General features: G+C 65.9%; 20 protein-coding genes. 11 read left to right on the top strand and 9 right to left on the bottom strand.

From position 1 onward, the window contains the following. Positions 1-13 precede the first annotated feature (13 nt). The 3 genes from IED13_RS22790 (at position 14) to IED13_RS22780 (ending at position 2,683) form a co-directional block, all read left to right on the top strand. The gene (locus tag IED13_RS22790) at positions 14-676 is read left to right on the top strand and encodes a GntR family transcriptional regulator (protein WP_038367297.1); all 663 of its coding nucleotides are present in this window, start codon (positions 14-16) and stop codon (positions 674-676) included. After that, positions 666-1,430 (top strand): amino acid ABC transporter ATP-binding protein, encoded by a 765-nt coding sequence (locus tag IED13_RS22785; protein ID WP_191125558.1) that lies wholly within the window; start codon positions 666-668, stop codon positions 1,428-1,430. Before IED13_RS22790 ends, IED13_RS22785 begins: the two co-directional genes overlap by 11 nt. 86 nt (positions 1,431-1,516) lie before the next feature. Next, positions 1,517-2,683: a mandelate racemase/muconate lactonizing enzyme family protein gene (locus tag IED13_RS22780; protein WP_248312723.1), complete on the top strand. Its 1,167-nt coding sequence runs from the start codon at positions 1,517-1,519 to the stop codon at positions 2,681-2,683. A 380-nt stretch (positions 2,684-3,063) separates the two neighbouring features. On the opposite strand, the gene IED13_RS22775 is transcribed toward IED13_RS22780, so the two are convergent. Beyond that, on the bottom strand, positions 3,064-3,405 hold the full coding sequence (locus IED13_RS22775) for a winged helix-turn-helix transcriptional regulator (protein ID WP_051988418.1): 342 nt from the start codon (positions 3,403-3,405) through the stop codon (positions 3,064-3,066). A 244-nt stretch (positions 3,406-3,649) separates the two neighbouring features. Here IED13_RS22775 and IED13_RS22770 point away from each other — a divergent pair, with 244 nt between their 5' ends. From IED13_RS22770 to IED13_RS22745, 6 genes are all read left to right on the top strand, one after another. Further along, entirely contained in the window at positions 3,650-4,486 is an 837-nt protein-coding gene (locus IED13_RS22770) for an alpha/beta fold hydrolase (protein ID WP_191125557.1), read from the top strand. A gap of 64 nt (positions 4,487-4,550) precedes the next feature. Beyond that, entirely contained in the window at positions 4,551-4,823 is a 273-nt protein-coding gene (locus tag IED13_RS22765; RefSeq protein WP_038367164.1) for a XapX domain-containing protein, read from the top strand. Further along, positions 4,820-6,802 carry an amidohydrolase gene (locus IED13_RS22760; protein WP_404801907.1) on the top strand — a complete coding sequence of 661 codons (1,983 nt, stop codon included), beginning with the start codon at positions 4,820-4,822 and terminating at the stop codon, positions 6,800-6,802. The genes IED13_RS22765 and IED13_RS22760 overlap by 4 nt, the downstream gene beginning before the upstream one ends. 2 nt (positions 6,803-6,804) lie before the next feature. Next, entirely contained in the window at positions 6,805-7,224 is a 420-nt protein-coding gene (locus IED13_RS22755; protein WP_191125555.1) for a DoxX family protein, read from the top strand. Continuing rightward, positions 7,221-8,846 carry an MFS transporter gene (locus tag IED13_RS22750; protein ID WP_191125554.1) on the top strand — a complete coding sequence of 542 codons (1,626 nt, stop codon included), beginning with the start codon at positions 7,221-7,223 and terminating at the stop codon, positions 8,844-8,846. The genes IED13_RS22755 and IED13_RS22750 overlap by 4 nt, the downstream gene beginning before the upstream one ends. Positions 8,847-8,887: 41 nt before the next feature. Further along, positions 8,888-9,571, top strand: a complete 684-nt coding sequence (locus IED13_RS22745; protein WP_191125553.1) for a hydrolase — start codon at positions 8,888-8,890, stop codon at positions 9,569-9,571. Between the two features lie 59 nt (positions 9,572-9,630). Here IED13_RS22745 and IED13_RS22740 read toward each other — a convergent pair whose 3' ends face one another. Continuing rightward, entirely contained in the window at positions 9,631-10,548 is a 918-nt protein-coding gene (locus tag IED13_RS22740; protein ID WP_191125552.1) for an alpha/beta fold hydrolase, read from the bottom strand. A 137-nt stretch (positions 10,549-10,685) separates the two neighbouring features. Between IED13_RS22740 and IED13_RS22735 the strand changes: the two genes are divergently transcribed. Further along, the gene (locus IED13_RS22735; RefSeq protein ID WP_191125551.1) at positions 10,686-11,585 is read left to right on the top strand and encodes a LysR family transcriptional regulator; all 900 of its coding nucleotides are present in this window, start codon (positions 10,686-10,688) and stop codon (positions 11,583-11,585) included. An 86-nt stretch (positions 11,586-11,671) separates the two neighbouring features. Here the strand turns inward: IED13_RS22735 and IED13_RS22730 are convergent, their stop codons facing one another. Further along, positions 11,672-11,854, bottom strand: coding sequence for a hypothetical protein (locus IED13_RS22730; protein ID WP_191125550.1), 183 nt, complete (start codon positions 11,852-11,854; stop codon positions 11,672-11,674). A gap of 133 nt (positions 11,855-11,987) precedes the next feature. Between IED13_RS22730 and ald the strand changes: the two genes are divergently transcribed. Next, positions 11,988-13,103, top strand: a complete 1,116-nt coding sequence (ald, locus tag IED13_RS22725) for an alanine dehydrogenase (protein WP_191125549.1) — start codon at positions 11,988-11,990, stop codon at positions 13,101-13,103. A 130-nt stretch (positions 13,104-13,233) separates the two neighbouring features. On the opposite strand, the gene IED13_RS22720 is transcribed toward ald, so the two are convergent. The 6 genes from IED13_RS22720 to IED13_RS22695 are packed head-to-tail and all read right to left on the bottom strand — an operon-like array spanning position 13,234 to position 19,529. Beyond that, positions 13,234-14,265: an ArsR/SmtB family transcription factor gene (locus IED13_RS22720; RefSeq protein WP_081925606.1), complete on the bottom strand. Its 1,032-nt coding sequence runs from the start codon at positions 14,263-14,265 to the stop codon at positions 13,234-13,236. A gap of 15 nt (positions 14,266-14,280) precedes the next feature. Further along, positions 14,281-15,816 carry an arabinosylfuranosidase ArfA gene (gene arfA / locus IED13_RS22715; RefSeq protein ID WP_038367143.1) on the bottom strand — a complete coding sequence of 512 codons (1,536 nt, stop codon included), beginning with the start codon at positions 15,814-15,816 and terminating at the stop codon, positions 14,281-14,283. Next, a complete protein-coding gene (locus IED13_RS22710; RefSeq protein ID WP_051988417.1) occupies positions 15,813-16,658 on the bottom strand; it encodes an ABC transporter ATP-binding protein in 846 nt (281 codons plus the stop codon). Before IED13_RS22710 ends, arfA begins: the two co-directional genes overlap by 4 nt. Continuing rightward, entirely contained in the window at positions 16,655-17,665 is a 1,011-nt protein-coding gene (locus IED13_RS22705; RefSeq protein WP_191125548.1) for an ABC transporter ATP-binding protein, read from the bottom strand. The genes IED13_RS22710 and IED13_RS22705 overlap by 4 nt, the downstream gene beginning before the upstream one ends. Then, positions 17,662-18,525, bottom strand: a complete 864-nt coding sequence (locus tag IED13_RS22700) for an ABC transporter permease (RefSeq protein ID WP_191125547.1) — start codon at positions 18,523-18,525, stop codon at positions 17,662-17,664. The genes IED13_RS22705 and IED13_RS22700 overlap by 4 nt, the downstream gene beginning before the upstream one ends. Continuing rightward, positions 18,525-19,529 (bottom strand): ABC transporter permease, encoded by a 1,005-nt coding sequence (locus tag IED13_RS22695; protein WP_191125546.1) that lies wholly within the window; start codon positions 19,527-19,529, stop codon positions 18,525-18,527. The genes IED13_RS22700 and IED13_RS22695 overlap by 1 nt, the downstream gene beginning before the upstream one ends. Positions 19,530-19,611 lie beyond the last annotated feature (82 nt).

The raw sequence follows: 19,611 nt of genomic DNA, 5'->3' as shown, positions 1-19,611 counted from the left end.
AAGCACGCACCCAATGAGCCTGACCGCCCTCAAGCGACAGCCCGCAGAGCAACTGGCGACGGAGGCGCTGAAGGAATCCATTCTCGCCGGAGACCTGAAGCCCGGCGAGCGGCTGACGGAAGCCGCGTTGGCCGATCAGTTCGCCGTCTCGCGCGGCACGGTCCGGACCGCGTTGCATCAACTCAGCCGCGATCGTCTCGTGGTCCTGACCCCCTATACGGGCTGGGCGGTCGCCACCATCGATCGACAGGATCTCTGGGAGATCTACACGCTGCGCAGCAGTCTCGAACGGCTGGCCGCGCGGCTGGCAGCCGAGCGGATGAACGACGATGGCCGGGCACGGCTGGCCGGCGTCCGGGATGCGTTCTTCGCCGCTTGCGAGCGAGCCGATGTCGCCGTCGCCGTCGACTCCGATTTTTCGCTCCACCGGACCATCGTCGAGCTTTCGGGCAATCGCCGCCTGCTCGATCAGTATCTGATGGTTGAGCAGCAGATCCGGCTGTTCATCAACTCGACCTATGCCTCGGCGCCGAACCTCTCGGTCGCCATCGCCCATCATTCGCCGATCGTCGACGCGATCCTCGCCGGAGACGGCGAGGCCGCGGCCGGCCACAGCGAACACCATGTCCTGAGCGAGGGCGAGCGTGTGCTCGCGATGGTGGACCATGCAGGCTGAAATCACGGCAGGGGCCGCCGGCCGCGAGGCGGTCATCGCTCTCGACGGGCTGAACAAGTGGTTTGGTGCCATGCATGTCCTCAAGGACGTGTCCCTGACCATCGACAAGGGCGAGAAGGTCGTGATCTGCGGCCCGTCCGGTTCCGGCAAGTCGACCCTGATCCGCTGCATCAACGGGCTGGAGCAGCACCAGGGCGGCCAGATCAGCGTGGAAGGCGTCGAACTGGGGCCGAAGACCCTGTCGCAGGTGCGGCGGGAGGTCGGCATGGTCTTCCAGTCGTTCAACCTGTTCCCCCATCTCACCATCAAGGAGAACTGCATGCTTGCGCCGATGGAGGCGCGCGGCGTGTCGAGAGGCGATGCCGAGGAGCGCAGCATGGACTATCTGCGGCGCGTCCACATCGCCGAGCACGCCCATAAATACCCCTCACAGCTCTCGGGCGGGCAGCAGCAGCGCGCGGCAATCGCCCGCGCTTTGTGCATGCAGCCGCGGATCATGCTCTTCGACGAGCCGACTTCGGCCCTAGACCCGGAGATGATCTCGGAAGTTCTCGACACGATGATCGAACTGGCGGCATCGGGCATGACGATGGTCTGCGTCACCCATGAGATGGGATTCGCGCAGAAGGTCGCCGACCGGATGGTGTTCATGGATCAGGGCGCCATTGCTGAGATCGGGCCGCCCGAGCGACTCTTCCATTCGCCTTCGTCGGAGCGGCTCGCGCTGTTCCTGAAACGCATCCTCACTCACTGACGATTTCACATTCGGCGGAAGGCCCGCGGCGCCCTATGCGAAGGCGCTGACGGGACACCTTTGCCTCAAGCGGAAAGGACATTCCCTTGCTCACGATCGACAATATGCGGGTCTTCAACATCCGGGGCGGCGGGCTTCACCCCGTGCTGGTCGAGCTTTCGACCAAGGACGGGCTCAAGGGTTATGGCGAGGCTGCCGTGGCCTATGGCATCGGAGCGAATGCCGCAGCGGGCATGCTCAGCGACCTCGCGCACAAGGTCGTCGGCGCTGACGCCACTTATCCGCGCAACATCTGGCACGAGATCTACGACAATTCGTTCTGGACCAAGGGAGGCGGCGCCATCGTCTTCGCAGCGCTCAGCGCCATCGATCAGGCTTTGTGGGACATCAAGGCACAATCCCTCGGCATTCCCGTCTATGAGCTCTTCGGCGCGAAGTTCGAAACCTCGCTCGAGGTTTATGCCAATGGCTGGAACAGCGCCCATGACGACGCCATGGAGTGGGCCAAGGCCGCGGAACGTCCGTTGAAGGACGGCTACACCATCCTGAAATGCTATCCGCTCGCGACGCGCCAGAAGGAAGGGACGCTGCGGCATGTTCAGCGCCGCGCTCTGAGCACGGAGGAGTTCAAGCGCGCGATCGACCGCGTACGCAATCTCAGGAAGGTCGTCGGGCCCGATATCGGCCTGATGTTCGACCTGAGCGGCGGTCTCAACAACGACCAGTTGATTCGCTTCATGGATGTCTGCACCGAACTCGACGTGACCTGGGTCGAGGAACCGCTCGACCCCTTCAACCTGCAGGGCCTGCGCCATCTCGCTGGGCGCTGGCCGATCCCGATCGCAGCCGGCGAGCGCGTCTATACCCGGCAGGGCTTCCGCAATCTGCTGGAGACCGGCGGCGTCGACATCGTCATGCCCGATGTCGGCAATTGCGGCGGCATCTTCGAGGCCGTCCAGATCGCCGCGATGGCCGAGAGCTACAACGCCCGCGTCTCGCCGCATAACTGCGCGAGCTCGCTCTGCACGGCCGCGACGATACAGGTCTGGGCCGCCTCCGCCATCGGCATGCCGCTGGAAACCTATCCCTATTTCCCGGACGCGAACGACTACGTTCAGGTCCTTGCCAACCCGCCGGAGAAAGCCGTGGTGAACGGCCGCCTCTCCGTCCCGACCGATCCCGGAATCGGTGCCGTGGTCGATGCCGAAGCGATCGCCCCGTTCCGCTGCTTCGACTTCCGCGCGGACGTCTGAAATCGATCGAATTGACGGCCCGCGATCGAAGACGCGGGCCGTGGTGGTGGCGCCGGAAGCTGGCTCTGGCGCCCCGTCGGGAAGCGGGCACGCCCTGACAACGCAGCCTGCCTTTTCTCGTCAGCTCCCAGTTCGAACGATCTGTATCGCGCTGCGAGAGTCGCGATAACCGTTCCCGCGCAGCAGCTTGACGATCAGTCCGATCCAGAAGCCCTCGAGCCCAGCCCAAGCCCGCCGAGCGGAAGCAGGCCTGGGCTCGTGAAGGCGGCGCAGTCGATGTGTTCGACCGTCGCAGATGTATGACCCAGATATCGGCAAGGCGGTCCGACGCCGCAGGCGGAACGGACGAATTGCCGACGCCCAGACCCGCTCAGATTTTGTTAGCGCGGCTCCTGGCGCGCACCGCCGGATAGCAGTTGCTCGCTCCCCGCGAGCGCGACGTCGACGGCGCGCCCCGAAGCCGTGAGAGAGTACTCGACATGCAACACCCGGCCGCTGAGATCGTGGCGCTCGACATAGCCGGCGGCCTCGAGAGCCTTCAGCCGGGCGGAGAGAACCCGCGCCGAAATCCGCGGCGGGAGTTGCCGTCTCAGAGCTCCGAAACGCAGGGGCCCGTGACGAGCCAGTGAAAACACGATGTGGCTCATCCATTCCTGCGAGAAGAACTTCAGGAAGCCGTCGGCCAGACAGTGTTCGTCTGCGGAATCATTCGAACTGGTCATGCGCTTTGCTCTGACTACCGGTATCTCTCAGGTAACTAATGGATTTCGCGCCGCCCGCCCCCTAGGTTCCGCCAGAGTTCGGATGTTCCGGGTTTCCCATACCGGTCGTCGGGCAGGCAAGGCCACATATTCGTTCGCCGCTCCAGGCGGCGACCAGCGCGCGGATGCCCGCGCTTTCGCAACCGGCCCCGGACGATGCCCGACCTGACGGGCCCGCGGACCACTTTAGAGAAGGAAGCTTGCCATGCCATTCGTGACGACGCGCGACGGGGTCGATATCTTCTTCAAGGATTGGGGCCCGCGGGACGCCCGTCCGATCGTCTTCCACCATGGCTGGCCTCTGTCTTCGGATGACTGGGACGGGCAGATGCTGTTCTTCCTGTCGAAGGGATATCGCGTCGTCGCGCATGACCGGCGCGGGCATGGTCGTTCCGCCCAGGTCTCGGACGGACACGACATGGACCACTATGCCGCGGATGCCTTCGCCGTTGCCGAGGCTTTGGATCTGCGGAACGCCGTCCATATCGGCCACTCGACCGGTGGCGGCGAGGTGGCGCGCTATGTCGCCAGGCACGGCGAGCCGTCGGGGCGCGTGGCCAAGGCAGTCCTCGTCAGCGCCGTGCCGCCGCTGATGCTCAAGACCGAGACAAATCCCGGGGGATTGCCGCTGGAAGTCTTCGACGGCTTCCGCCAGGCCCTGGCCGGCAACCGCGCCCAGTTTTTCCTCGATGTGCCGACCGGCCCCTTCTACGGCTTCAACCGGCCGGGCGCGAAGGTCGATCAGGGCGTCATCTGGAACTGGTGGCGCCAGGGCATGATGGGCAGCGCCAAGGCCCATTACGACGGCATCAAGGCGTTCTCCGAAACCGACCAGACCGAGGATCTGAAGACGATCGGCGTGCCGACGCTGGTCCTCCATGGCGAGGACGACCAGATCGTGCCGATCGCCGACTCCGCGCATGAATCGATCAAGCATTTGAGGCACGGCACGCTGAAGACCTATCCCGGCTTCAGCCACGGCATGCTGACCGTGAACGCCGGGACGCTCAACGCCGATCTGCTGGCCTTCGTCGAGGCCTGAGATCCCGCGGGCAGCGGCCGCCAGCTTGCTCGGCCGCTGCCATTCCACGCGACAGGAAGACGTGATGAAACTCTATCTGGTCTCGCTGGGCGCCGGTCTGCTCGTCGGCGTCGTCTACGGCCTGCTGAACGTTCGCTCGCCTGCGCCTCCCGTGATCGCGCTCATCGGATTGCTGGGCATCCTCGCCGGCGAGCAGATCGTTCCGGTCGCAAAGCGCCTCGCTTCGGGACAGGGCCTGACGCTCGGCTGGCTGCGGCATGAATGCGGCGAACATCTCTTCGGCACGCTGCCGTCCCGCCCCTCGGGCGATCAAAACCATGAAAGGCGGGAGTCATGAGTCCGACACGCCGGCAAACCACCTTTGGTGTCGCCGCCGGGGCCCTGTCGGGCCTGCTCGGCACCGCCGCCGCCCAGTCTCCGCAGCGAGGAACCGCTCCCATGACCGCCGATCTCATCCTCCGCAACGGCCGTTTCACGACGCTCGACCGGAGCAACCCGATCGCCAATGCAGTTGCCGTCAAGGACGGCGCCTTCCTCGCCGTCGGCAGCGAAGCCGACGTGATGGCTCATGCCGGGCCGAATACGAAGATCATCGACCTGAAGGGCCGCAGCGCCCTGCCCGGGCTGATCGACAACCATCTCCACATCATCCGCGGCGGGCTCAACTTCAACATGGAGCTGCGCTGGGACGGCGTGCGCTCGCTGGCCGATGCGATGAGCATGCTCAAGCGCCAGGTCGCGGTGACGCCGCCGCCGCAATGGGTGCGCGTCGTCGGCGGCTTCACCGAGCACCAGTTCGCCGAGAAGCGCCTGCCGACGATCGAGGAGCTCAACATCGTCGCGCCGGATACGCCGGTCTTCATCCTGCACCTCTATGACCGCGCCCTGCTGAACGGCGCCGCGCTGCGGGCCGTCGGCTATACCAAGGACACGCCGCAGCCGCCGGGCGGCGAGATCACACGCGACGCCAACGGCAATCCAACCGGGCTGCTGCTGGCGCGCCCGAACGCCGCCATCCTCTACGCGACGCTGGCGAAGGGGCCGAAGCTGCCCTTCGACTATCAGGTTAATTCGACCCGCCATTTCATGCGCGAGCTCAACCGGCTCGGCGTCACCGGCGCGATCGATGCCGGCGGCGGCTTCCAGAACTATCCGGACGACTACGCCGTCATCCAGAAGCTCGCTGACGAGAACCAGCTTACGATCCGCCTCGCCTACAACCTGTTCACGCAGAAGCCCAAGCAGGAGAAGGAGGACTTCCTCAACTGGACGAAGACCTCGACATACAAGCAGGGCGACGACTATTTCCGGCATAACGGCGCTGGCGAAATGCTGGTCTTCTCCGCCGCCGATTTCGAGGATTTCCGCGAGCCCCGGCCCGACATGCCGCCCGAGATGGAAGGCGATCTCGAAGGCGTCGTGCGCATCCTCGCCGAGAACCGCTGGCCCTGGCGCCTGCACGCGACCTATGACGAGACGATCTCGCGCGCGCTCGACGTGTTCGAGAAGGTCGACAAGGAGATCCCTCTCAAGGATCTGAACTGGTTCTTCGACCATGCCGAGACGATCTCGGAGCGCTCGATCGACCGCATTGCCGCGCTCGGCGGCGGCGTCGCCGTGCAGCACCGCATGGCCTATCAGGGCGAGTATTTCGTCGAGCGTTACGGCGCGGCGGCCGCCGAAGCGACGCCCCCCGTGGCGCGCCTGCTGGAGAAGGGGGTGAAGACCTCGGCCGGCACCGACGCCACCCGCGTCGCCTCCTACAACCCTTGGGTCGCGCTCTCCTGGCTGGTCACGGGCAAGACGGTCGGGGGCTTGCGCATCACGCCGCAGCGCAACTGTCTCGACCGCGAGACCGCGCTCAGGATGTGGACGGAGAACGTCACCTGGTTCTCCAACGAGGAGGGCAAGAAAGGCCGGATCACTGTGGGCCAGTTCGCCGATCTGATCGTGCCGGATCGCGATTTCTTCGGCTGCCCCGAAGACGACATCGCGCATATCTCGGCGGACCTGACCATCGTCGGCGGCAAGGTCGTCTATGGCGCGCGGGACTTCGCCGGGCTCGACGAGAGCGCACCACCGCCGGCGATGCCGGACTGGTCGCCGGTCAGGACGTTCAAGGGCTATGGCGCCTGGGGCGAGCCGGATGGCGCCGGCAAGAATTCGCTGCGGCGGGCGGCCATGACGCATTGCGGCTGCGCCAGTTCCTGCGGCGTGCATGGCCACGACCATGCCAGCGCCTGGTCGAGCAAGCTGCCGGTCGGTGACCTCCGCAGCTTCTGGGGCGCGCTCGGCTGCGCCTGCTGGGCGGTGTGACCATGACAGCGAACGACCACGACTCGCAGCCGATGCGCGGCCTGCGTTGGCTGGCACTGCTGCTGCTCTGCGCCGCCTATATCCAGGGTCCGGTGACCAAGATCCTCGATTTCGAGGGCGCCATCGCCGAGATGACCCATTTCGGCCTGTCGCCCGCGCCGATTTTCGCGATCGGTGTTATCGTCTTCGAACTCGCGATGAGCGCGCTCATCCTGCTTGGCCGCTGGCGCTGGCTCGCGGCGCTGGCGCTCGCCATGTTCACGCTGGCTGCAACCTTCGTCGCCCTGCGCTTCTGGGAAATGCCTGCCGGCCAGGGGCGAATGATGGCGATGAACGCCTTCTTCGAGCATCTCGGCCTGATCGGCGGCTTCATCATCGTGGCGCTCGACGATTTTAGCCGGCAAAAGGAAACAGTGTTATGACCGGCACCACCTCTCAGGCCTCCGGTTTTGCGCCGCTGCGCCAGAAGGTCTTCGCAGTCCTCTGGGCGGCGACGATCATCGGCAATATCGGCTCGTTCATGCGCGACGTCGCCAGCGCCTGGCTGGTGACCGACCTCTCCGGCGCACCCGCCGCGGTGGCGCTGGTGCAGGCGGCGGCGACGCTGCCGATCTTCCTGCTGGCGATCCCGGCCGGCGTGCTCTCGGATATCCTCGACCGCCGCAAATTCCTGATCGCCATCCAGATCCTGCTCGGCTGCGTCAGCCTCTCGCTGATGACGCTGGCGAGCCTCGGCCAGCTCAGCGTGCCTGCCCTGGTCGGGCTCACCTTTCTCGGCGGCATCGGCGCGGCGCTGATGGCGCCGACCTGGCAGGCGATCGTGCCCGAACTCGTCGGCAAGGCCGATCTCAAGAGCGCCGTGGCGCTGAATTCGCTCGGCATCAACATCTCGCGCGCCATCGGCCCGGCGCTGGGCGGCTTGATCCTCGCCGCCTTCGGCGCCGGCTTCACCTATGGCGCCGACGTGCTGAGCTATGTGCTGGTGATCGGAGCGCTGTTCTGGTGGCGCCGCCCGGTGGGCGCCGACGACGCGCTGAGCGAGCGCTTTGCCGGGGCGTTCCGGGCCGGGCTGCGCTATGCCAAAGCGAGCCGGGAGCTCCATCGCGTGCTGCTGCGCGCGGCGATCTTCTTCGGCTGCGCCAGCGCCGTCTGGGCCCTGTTGCCGCTGGTCGCGCGCAATCTGCTCGGCGGCGGCGCCAGCTTCTACGGCGTCCTGCTCGGCGCGGTTGGAGCAGGCGCGATCGGCGGTGCCGTCATCCTGCCGCGCTTGCGGGAGCGTCTCGATGCCGATGGCCTGCTGCTGCTCTCGGCCGTGCTCACAGCGTTGGTCATGGCCGCGCTGACGCTGTCGCCACCGCAATGGCTCGCGATCGTCATCCTGCTCGTACTCGGGATGGCCTGGATCGTGGCGCTGACGACGCTGAATGGCGTTGCGCAGGCCATTCTGCCGAACTGGGTGCGTGGGCGGGCGCTTGCCGTCTATCTCACCGTGTTCAACGGCGCGATGACCGCCGGTAGCCTCGGCTGGGGCGCGGTCGCGGAAGCAGCCGGCATCCGCGGCACCTTGCTGATCGGCGCGGCCGTATTGCTCGTCGCCGGAATCGTGATGCACCGGATCAAGCTGCCCGCGGGCGAGGCCGATCTCGCGCCCTCCAATCATTGGCCAGAACCGCTCGTCGCGGCGGAGGTCGGCAATGATCGCGGCCCCGTTCTGATCCTGATCGAATACCGCGTGCCGGCTGCCGATCGGGAGGTGTTCCTGCGGGCGATCAACGAATTGTCGATCGAGCGGCGCCGCGACGGAGCCTATGGCTGGGGCATCACCGAGGACACGGCCGACCCCGAGAAGCTCGTGGAGTGGTTCATGGTCTCGTCCTGGGCCGAGCATCTGCGCCAGCATCGCCGCGTCTCGAAGGCCGATGCCGATATCCAGCAGGACGTCAGGCGCTTCCATGCCGGGCAGGAAGGGCCGGTCGTCCGCCACTTCCTCCATGTCGATCCGCCGGCCCGTCCTGCCGATGCCCCTGCAGGAACGAAGGCCTGATGCGGTCGCGCCATTCAACCACTCACGAACAGGAGAGCCCTATGACGAAATATCTCGAAGTCCTCACCCCGCAGAATTGCCAGATCATCTTCATCGACCAGCAGCCGCAGATGGCCTTTGGCGTCCAGTCGATCGATCGACAGGTCTTGAAGAACAATGTCGTGGGCCTGGCCAAGGCCGCGAAGATCTTCGGCATTCCGACGACGATCACCACGGTCGAGACCACGAGCTTCTCCGGCCATACCTATCCCGAATTGCTGGCGGTCTTTCCGCAGAACAAGATCCTCGAGCGCACCTCGATGAACTCCTGGGACGACCAGAACGTCCGCGACGCGCTCGCCGCCAATGGCCGCAAGAAAGTGGTCGTCTCCGGCCTCTGGACCGAGGTGTGCAACACGACCTTCGCGCTCTGCGCCATGCTGGAAGGCGATTACGAGATCTACATGGTCGCCGATGCTTCCGGCGGCACCTCGGTCGATGCGCATAAATACGCCATGGACCGCATGGTGCAGGCCGGGGTGGTCCCGGTGACCTGGCAGCAGGTTCTGCTCGAATGGCAGCGCGACTGGGCTCGCCGCGAAAGCTATGACGCGGTCATGGCCCTCGTGAAGGAGCATTCCGGCGCTTATGGCATGGGCGTCGACTACGCCTATACGATGGTCCACGGCGCGCCGGAGCGTGTCGTCCATGGCGAGCGGATCGGCCCTCGGCCGGCAAAGGCCTGAGGTTCGGGAGGTCACAGCCGGGCGCTTTCGGCCGTGACCTCCGTCCGTGCCCGGATGGATCAACGCCCCTTGTCGAGGAAGGGGCGGACCATGGCGATCGTGGCCGTGGGGTTCTCCTCCAGGATCCAATGACCGGAATCGGGGATAACGCCTTCGGTCACGTCGGTCGCAGCATCCCGCATGACCACCGCCATCGTCGTGCCGAACGACTTCTCGCCGCCGAGCGCCAGAACCGGCATGGTGAGCTTGCCGCCGGCCTTCAGAAAAGCGCGGTTGTCGATCGCGTCCTGATCGAAGGCCGCGAACTGGGCAAAGCCCGAATGCATCGCGCCGGGCAATGCGTAGAGCTTGGCGTAATGCTCGCGCGACGCCTCGGTGAAGCGCGCCGGCGTTGCCGAGAACTCGTTCCAGAAGCGGTCGAGATAGATGCGCTCACGGCCGGCCACGAGCCGCTCCATGTCCGGCCCGCCGAAGCGGAAATGCCAGAGCAGCGGGTTCTTGAGGATCTCCTCCCAGGGGCCGACGCCGGGTACGGGTGCGTCGATGAGAGCGAAGCGGCCGACGCGCTGCGGATATTGCGCGGCGAAGGCGAAGCCGACCATGTTGCCAATGTCATGCGTCACCAGATCGGCTCGCTCGATCTTGAGCGCGTCGAGCACGCCGGCCACGTCCCCGGCCTGGGTCTTCTTGTCGAAGCCGGAGGCCGGCTTCGACGACAGGCCGAGCCCGCGCAGATCGGGCACCACCACCATGTAGTCCCGCACCAGATCGGCCGCCATCGGCGCCCACATGTCGCCGGTCTCACCATAGCCGTGCAGCAGCACCACCGCCGGGCCCCGGCCGCCGACACGAACATGGATGGTCGCGCCGTTGGTCGCGATCTCCTGTGTCTTGAAGGAAGCCGGAAAGTCGGAAACCTGAGCGACCGCCGGGGTGGCCATGGCAATCGCTCCAAGTGCTAAAGCGAGCTTCAACATCCCAAATCTCCCGCCTGTCGGGAGGGCGGTCGCTGCGACCGTCGCTGTCAGCCCCGTTGGCGTGACGCAACGTAGCATTGGCCTCACGTTCGGATTAGGATCGCATCAGCGAAATTCAGATCCGGAAAAACCGAACGATGTTGAAGCTCGACGGCATCGCAACCTTCGTCGCGATCGCGGAGGCCGGCTCTCTGAGCGAGGCGGCCCGCCGGCTGCGCCTGTCGAAATCGGTGGTGAGCGACCGCCTCGCCGAGCTGGAACGCGGCCTGGGCGCGAGCCTCCTGCATCGCAGCGCGCGCCGGCTCACGCTCACCGAGGACGGAGCCGCCTTTCTCATCCGCGCCACCCGTATCGCCCGTGATGTCGAGGAGGCTGCGGCCGATATGGCGGAGCGGCGGGGCGCCCTCGTCGGAGCGTTGCGGATTTCGGCACCGGTCACCTTCGGCCGGATGCATCTCGGCCCGGCGATCTACCCTTTTCTGGCCCGGCATCCCCGGATCGAGTTGACGCTCGACCTCGACGACCGCCGTATCGATGCCAGCTCCGACAGCTTTGATGCCGTGCTGCGCCATGGGCCGATCGCGGATTCGCGCCTCGTCGCCTGGACCCTGGCGCCGAGCCGGCGGGCTCTCGTCGCGTCGCCGGACTATCTCGCGCGGCGCGGGACGCCCGGCTCATTGGCCGAGCTCGATGGGCATGACGGCATCTTCTACACGAACCGCGGCGTCGGCGACTGGCGGTTCCGCGGGCCGGAAGGCGCTATCAGCGTGCGCGGGCGCCCGGCGCTGCGGGTCAACAACGGCGACATGATGCGGGATGCCGCACTGGCGGGTCTGGGCATCGCATTGCTGCCGCTGTTCATCGCAAGCGCCGAGATCCGGAGCGGCGGTCTGCGCATCGTCGACATCGGCGTTCAGCCCGAAACCGAATTCATTCACCTGGCCCATCCCGAAGGTCGCCGCCCCTCGGCGAAGCTGCGCGCCTTCGCAGATTGCCTTCGCCGCGCCTTCGGCGATCCGCCCCCTTGGGAACGCTGAGGCGCAATCCGCAGCAGGACCGACGACAAAGCTTCTCGCCGCCGCCCCTCATGCAGCAGCGAGACCTGCGATCGGATTTTGAGGCGTCAGCGCAGGCGCAAGATCATGTGCCTCAGCAGCGCTTCCCTGCGCGGCAGGGCCGATATGAGAATGTGCTCGCGCGGCGAGTGCCACTCGTTCCCGATGACGCCCAGCCCGTCGAGCGTCGAGGTCCCGACGCCCGACGTGAAATTGCCGTCGCTGCCAAAGCTGCTGCGCGTCGCGCTCAAATCGTCCCCCAAGATCACGGTCAATTTTGCAGGCCTTCGCGAACAGGGGCCGGGAGCGATACGGTGTTTCCTGGTAGAATCTCGACGCTGATCGAGACGACACATCGATTCCGCAAGCCGGTTGGAGGAAATCATGCGCGTTGGCGTCCCCAAGGAAATCAAGGTCCATGAATATCGCGTCGGGCTGACGCCGGAAGCCGCCCGGGAATATGTTGCCGCCGGCCACGAGGTGTTGATCGAGGCAGGAGCCGGGACTGGTATCTCCGCCCCAGATGCAGCCTATGAAGCAGCCGGAGCGCGGATTGTGGGCCACGCTGCCGAGGTGTTCGCCTCGGCGGATATGATCGTCAAGGTCAAGGAACCGCAGCTGACGGAGTGGGGGCAGCTGCGTGAAGGCCAGATTCTTTTCACCTATCTGCACCTCGCCCCCGACCCGAAACAGACGGCCGGCCTGGTACAGTCCGGCGTCACCGCCATTGCCTACGAGACCGTGACAGACCGCTTTGGCGGGTTGCCACTTCTGGCGCCGATGAGCGAGGTCGCCGGACGGCTCGCGATCGAGGCCGCCGGCGTTTCCCTCAAACGCCACGCAGGCGGGCGCGGCATCCTGATCGGCGGCGTGCCCGGCGTTCCGCCGGCCCGCATCGTCGTGATCGGCGGTGGCGTCGTCGGCACGCATGCTGCCCGCATGGCCGCCGGATTGGGCGCGGACGTCGTCATCATCGACAGATCGCTGCAAAGGCTGCGGCAGCTCGACGAGTTGTTCGGCGGCAGGGTCCGCACGCGGTTTTCGACACTGCATGCCATCGAAGAGGAGGTGGTCGCCGCCGACGTGGTCATCGGAGCGGTCCTCATCCCCGGCGCTGCGGCACCGCGATTGGTGTCACGCACGCAGCTCTCGCGGATGAAGCGCGGGGCGGTTCTCGTCGATGTCGCGATCGACCAGGGCGGGTGCTTCGAAACCTCGCGGCCGACGACACATGCCGATCCGACCTTCGAGGTCGACGGCGTGATCCACTATTGCGTCGCAAACATGCCCGGAGCCGTCCCGCTGACCTCCAGCTACGCCTTGAACAATGCCACGCTCCCGTTTGGACTGGCGCTCGCCGCGAAGGGCCTCGACGCCATTCGCAGCGATCCCCATCTCGCGGCCGGCCTGAACGTCCACCGCGGCCAGATCACGAACGAACCGGTCGCCGCCAGCCTTCGATCACCCTGCGTATCGGTGGAGAAGGCCCTGGCCGCATAAGGCGGTGGCTCCCGACGGTTTTTCCCTGGACGGTTTGCCGGGAGCTGCCGAGCTGCTCCTGACGTGGAAGCCATCTGCCGCGAAAGCCTGAGTTCGCGGTCCGACTACGGCGTGTTTGGGCGGGTGACGCTCACGTCGTGGCGTGGGGAAGCGCGGTCATCGCGTGCAGGTGCAGCCGCATCTTGATGTCCTGGTTGTGATTGCCGAAGCCGCGGCCGAAGATGTTGACGCCGCCGGGCCTGCCCTCCCTTTCGTCGATGCCGACACGCATCTTGATCGAGTGGTGCCGGTCGAGGTCGAGCTCCTCGATCGTGACATCGCTGAGTCTGCGCTCGCCGAGGAAGGTGCCCTCGGCCGTGATGCGCCAGGTCGTCAGAATGCCGTATTGCGATCCCTCGAGCTTCCACCAGTGCGGCGTGTAGGCGCCGCGGCGGTCCCCATAATCGCCGGGGCATGTCCAGGTGCCGATCTTGCGCTCGTTGACCCACAGGCTGATGTCCGAGGGCCAGTCGGAATTGGTCCCCGGCACTTCCGACGACATCTCCATCTCGAATTCGAGGGCTTCGACCTTGCGGTTGAGAACCTTCGCATTATTCGGGAATTTGTATTCGACATAGCCGCGACCGAACCAGATCAGCGCCGCCTGTACGCGGCGCGGATCGAGAAACAGTTCGGGCACGTCGAGCACCCCTAGAATGCGCTCGGTCGAGCACAGACCGCAGGGGGCGGAGACGTCCGAATTCGTATACAGCCCGAGCGGCATCTCGACCTCGACGACATTGTTCTCGCGGCTGGGATCGTCGGGGTCGAGATTGACGACGATCTCGGTATAGCGGGCGGCGCAGACCTTCTGCTGGCCCTTGGTGGCCTTGCCGAGCGAGGTCGAGATCAGCTCGGCCTCCTCCAGCACCTGGACGTTGGTCACGATCGTCGATTGCGGCAGACCGAGGATCTCCGCAATCTGATTGATGTTCTTCGGGCCCTGCCGGTTGAGCAGCCTCAGGATGCGCAGCCTGACCGGAGAGGCCAGGCCGCGCAGCACCTGATACTGCCGGTCGGCGTTGACGACGAGGAAGCCCCGGTCGCGCGGCTTGGTCGCGCCCGACGTGTCGCCGCGATTGCCGCGGCGGCCGCGCTGGTGTCGTGGCGGGCTCTCGTCCATCGTCGCGGGCTTCTGTCAGCTGTCCAGCCTGATCACATTCCACGAAGCCGGCTGCAAGGCCAGGGTGATGCTGTCCGGCTTCGTCGAGACCTTCTTCAATGTCGCCGGCTTGACCTTGAGCGGTTCCTCCTTGCTGTTGACCGCCTTCAGGTCGGCATGGCGCAGTTCGGTCGCTTCCGAGACCGTGAGCTTGCCGAAGCCACGCGCATCGACGGTGACCTCGACGCCCTGTTCAAGGTCGCGATTGAGCAGGAAGAGCGAGACGCCCTTGTCGTCGCAGACCACGGACGCCTTCAGATAGGGCGCGTCGATCGGATAGAAGAGATCCTGCTTGCCCCTGGGGTCGAAATAGGAGGCCTCGTAGCTTTCGGATTTGACGATCGCCTTGAGCACGGTCCCGCGTCCCAGCCGGCTCATCTGCGCGAAGGGCCAGAAGATGGTCTGGCGCCAGGCCGGACCGCCGGTTTCGGTCATGATCGGCGCGATGACGTTGACGAGCTGTGCGAGGCAGGCGGTCTTCACGCGATCGGCGTGATTGAGAAGCGAGATGCAGGCGCCGCCGAAGACCAGGGCGTCCTCCATGGAGTAGATTTCCTCGAGGATCGGCGGCGCCACCGGCCATCCTTCCTTGACGCGGTCGGCCCGCACGCGCCGCGTCCGGTACCACACGTTCCATTCGTCGAAGCTCAGCATGATGCGCTTGTCGGAACGGCGGCGGGCCGCGACGGCGTCGGAGATCGCGACGACCTCCTCGATGAACTGGTCCATCAGGTCGGGGCTGGCGAGGAAGGCCTTGGTGTCGCCGGCGTAGTTGTTGAAGTAGGTGTGCAGCGAGATGAATTCGACCTGGTCGAAGGTGTGCTCCAGCACCTCGTCCTCCCAGCGGCCGTAGGTCGGCATGTTGCGGCCGGAGGAGCCGCAAGCGGCGAGCTCGATCGACGGGTCGATCCAGCGCATCATCTTCGCCGCCTCATAGGCGACGCGCCCGTATTCCGTCGCGGTCTTGTGCTCCATCTGCCAGGGGCCGTCGACCTCGTTGCCGAGGCACCAGAACTTGATGTCATGCGGCTTCTTCCAGCCATGCTTGATGCGAAGATCCGACCAGGCCGTGCCGCCGGGATGGTTGCAGTATTCGACGAGGTTGCGCGCCGCGTCACCGTCGCGCGTGCCGAGATTGACGGCGAGCATGGGCTCGATCTTCGCCGCCCGGCACCAGTCCACGAATTCGTTGGTGCCGAAGCTGTTCGGCTCGGTGGTGAACCAGGCGAGGTCGAGCCTGGCGGGGCGGTCCTTGATCGGGCCGACGCCATCCTCCCAATTATAGCCGGAGACGAAATTCCCGCCCGGATAGCGCATGATCGTCGGCCCGAGCTCCTTGACGAGTTCGAGCACGTCCTTGCGGAAGCCACGCTTGTTGGCGGTGGGATGGCCTGGCTCGTAGATGCCGCCATAGACGCAGCGGCCGAGATGCTCGACGAAGGCGCCGAAGAGCCTCGGATCAGTGTCGCCGATGGCGAAGGCGCGGTCGAAGGTGATGCTGGCTTGTCTCATGACCTGTCTCCGGATGTTTCAACCGCTTTGCGTGGATGGGTGGCACGGAAGGCTCCGGCGCTGTCGGGCGTGAGCACGGCGTCGCGGAGTTGGCGGGAATAGGGATGCGTGGGTGCCGAGAGCACGGCACGAGCCGGTCCCTGCTCGACCACGACGCCCTTCTGCATGATGATCAGCCGGTCGCTGATGTAGTAGGCGGTGGCGAGATCGTGGGTGATGTAGACGATCGACAGGCCGAGCTCGTCGCGCAGCCGGCCGAACAGGTTGACGATCGACATGCGCAGAGATGCGTCCACCATCGAGACAGGCTCGTCGGCGACGATCAGCCTGGGCTTCGCGACGAGGGCACGCGCGATGGCGACACGCTGCAGCTGGCCGCCGGAAAGCTCGTGCGGAAACCGCCCCGCGATTTCCGGGAGCGACAATCCGACCTGCCGCAGCGCCTCGTCGACCGGTTCCTCGACGGCGCTTTTGCCGGCCGCGCCGCCGAAGCGCTCCGCCGTCATGAACAGATAGCGGTCGAGCTGCTTCAGCGGATTGAACGCCTCGAACGGGTTCTGGAAGATCGGCTGGACCTCGGCCATGAAGGCGCGTCGCTCATAGGCCGCGACGTCGCGGCCCCCGAGCCTGATCAGGCCGGAGCTGGGCGCATGGATGCCGAGGATCATCCGCGCCAGGGTCGACTTGCCCGAGCCCGACTCGCCGATCACGGTGAAGATCTCGGGCTTGTCCGCCGCGAGGGCGAAGCTCACCTCCTTCACGGCCTCGACGCGGCGCGTCGAGAACAGCCCCCCGCGCGAGAAGCTCTTGCTGACCCGGTCGAGTTCGAGCAGCGCGCTCATGCCGCCGCCCCCTCGTTGACGGCATGGCAGGCGACGCGATGGCCGGGAAGGCTCTCGATCATGGCGGGCACGGTGGTTGCACAGATCGGCATGGCCAGCGGGCAGCGCGGATGGAAGCGGCAGCCGGGCGGAGGCGCCGCCAGATTGGGCGGGGATCCTTCGAGGCCGTCGCGCTGCTGCGTGTCGCCGATGCGCGGCAGGCTCGCGATCAGGTGGCGCGTATAGGGATGCAGCGGCCGCGAGAAGATCTCGGGCGTCTCGCCATCCTCGACGAGGCGCCCCGCATACATGATGCCGAGCCGGTCGGTCAGGGCGGCGTGGACACCCATGTCATGGGTGATGAACAGCACGCTCGAGCCCATCTCGCACTGGATCGCGCGGATCATCGCCAGCACGTCTTTCTGCACGACCACATCGAGGGCCGTGGTCGGTTCGTCGGCGATGATGAAATCCGGCTTGCAGATCGTCGCGAGCGCGATGGTCACACGCTGGCGCATGCCGCCGGACAGCTCGTGCGGATAGGCGGCGAGCACCGACGGGTCGAGCTTGACGCGCTCCAGATGCGCTTCGGCCCGCGCGTCGAATTCGGCCTTGCTGCCGCCGAGATGGCGCCAGGCGAAGTCGCGAAAACTGTGCCTGACCCGCCTGAGCGGGTTCAGCACGTTCATCGAGCCCTGCATGATGTAGGACAGGTGCCGCCAGCGGATGGCGCGCACCACATCCGGCGGCGCCCGGCCGATCGCGTCCCAGCCCGGCAGGAAGGAAAAGCGGGCCGAACCACCGACCATTTCGAGCGGCGGCTTCAGCAGCCCCGCGATCGTCTTGACCAGAGTCGTCTTACCGGAGCTGGATTCCCCCGCAAGTCCGTAGATCTCGTTGCGGTTCACCGCGAAGGTGACGCCGTCCACCGCCCTCACCTCGCGGTTGACGCCGAAATAATGGCTGCGGAAATGCGCCTGGAGGTCGCGAACCTCGAGCACCGGCCCCGCATCGTCCCCGCCGCTCATCGGCTGCCTCCCATCCGGGCGAGACGGCTGCGCGGGTCGATATATTCGTTCATCGAGACAGCCAGCAGAAACAGGCCGACGAAGGTCATCACCACCAGCGCAACGGGAAAGGCTATCCACCACCAGATGCCGGCCACGAGAGCGGTATGCTGGTTGGCCCAGTAGATCATCCCGCCGATCGTCGGTGTGTTGATGTCGGTGAAGCCCAGCACGGCGAGGGTGACCTCGATGCCGATCGACCAGTTCATGTTGTTCATCGTGGTGGAGAAGACGATCGGCAGCACATAGGGCAGGTGCTCGCGCGCCAGGATCTCGTGCGTCTTCATCCCCGAGAAGATGCTCGTCTGCGTGAATTCGCGCGTCTTCAGGGAAAGCGCGACCGAGCGGATCAGGCGGGCGTCATAGGCCCAGCCGAGGCAGGCCATGATGGTGGCGAGCAGCGGCGTCGACATCGAGTCGCGCAGCACGAAGTAGAAGAGGATCAGGATCGGGAAGAGCGGGATGATGATGAAGGTGTCGTTGATCGACATCAGCACCCGGTCGATCCAGCCGCCGCAGTAGCCGGCGAGCAGCCCGACGACGAGCGCGATCACCCGCGACAGCGCCGCGACCATGATGCCGAAGGAGAGCGTGTTGCGGATCGCCGCCGTGAGCTGCCAGAACACGTCCTGCCCGCGCGAGGTCGTTCCGAGCCAATAGGCGGTGGAGGGCGGCAGGTCGGGCGGCACGACATAGACGTCACCCGCCGGATAGGGCGAGACGAGGGACAACGCCGCCATCATCGCCACGATGCCGACGAGCACGAGCCCGATCCGGAATTCGAGATTGTAGCGGATCAGGTCCCGCAGGATGGCCAGCATCAGCGCGGCTCCACGCGCGGGTCGATCAGCGGGTAGAGCAGATCGATCACCAGGACCCCGACCGAGACGGCGATGATCGAGACGGTGGTGACGCCGAGCACCAGCCCGTAGTCGCCGGCATAGACCGCATCGACCAGGAGGGTTCCGACACCGGGATAACCGAAGACCTTCTCAGTGATCACCGCGCCGTTGAAGATGCCGCCGAGCGACATGGCGAGCCCGGTCACCTGCGGCGCCAGCGCATTGCGCATGACGTAGGAGCCGAGCACCCTGCGGCTGTCGAGCCCGGCGATCTCGGCATAGACGACATAATCCTCGGTCACGATGTTCGAGACGAGCGAGCGCATGCCGAGAAACCAGCTGCCGAGCCCGATCAGGATCAGCGAGAGCGCCGGCAGGACCGAGTGCCGGGCGACGCTCGAAACGAAGGACCAGTTCCAGCCCTGCTGCAGGTTCATTGCCGACCCGCCGGTGATCGGCAGCACCGGCCAGAGGAAGCCGAAGACGATGAGCAGCAGAAGCGCGACGATGTAGTAGGGGATCGGATGGACGCCCATGGCGACGACGCCCATCAGCTTCAGCGTGCGGTTGCGCTGGTAGTAGCCGGCGAGCCCGCCGAGCCAATTGCCCAGCACCCAGGTGATCAGCGTCGAGACGATCAGCAGACCCGCCGTCCAGGGCAGCGCGCGACCGATCAGGGTCGAGACGGGGGTCGGGAAGGCGGAGAGAGAGGGGCCGAAATCGCCGCGCAGGACCCGGCTCCAGAAGGTGAGGTATTGCTCGGCCAGCGTGCCCTTGAGCCCGTAGAGCTCCTGCAGCGAGGCGCGCATCGCCGCGATCGCCTCGGGCGCGGTGCTGCCGAAGGAGGTCACGGCCGAGATCGACTGCTCGACCGGGTCGATCGGCGAGGCATGGGTGATCACGAAGGCCAGGTTGACCCCGATGAAAACCACCACGGCGAACTGGGCCAGACGTTTCGCGAGATAGGCGGGGTAGGCGCTCATGCGATCCCGAAAGCTCCACCGGTCCGTGCGACGCAGACGTCACCGGCTGGCGATTGTCCTGGGAGGAAGGCGGGCCGCCCGG

The sequence above is a fragment of the Allobosea spartocytisi genome (assembly GCF_014764685.1).
GTDB lineage: Bacteria > Pseudomonadota > Alphaproteobacteria > Rhizobiales > Beijerinckiaceae > Allobosea > Allobosea spartocytisi.
This window is presented reverse-complemented; position numbering and strand designations above follow the sequence as displayed.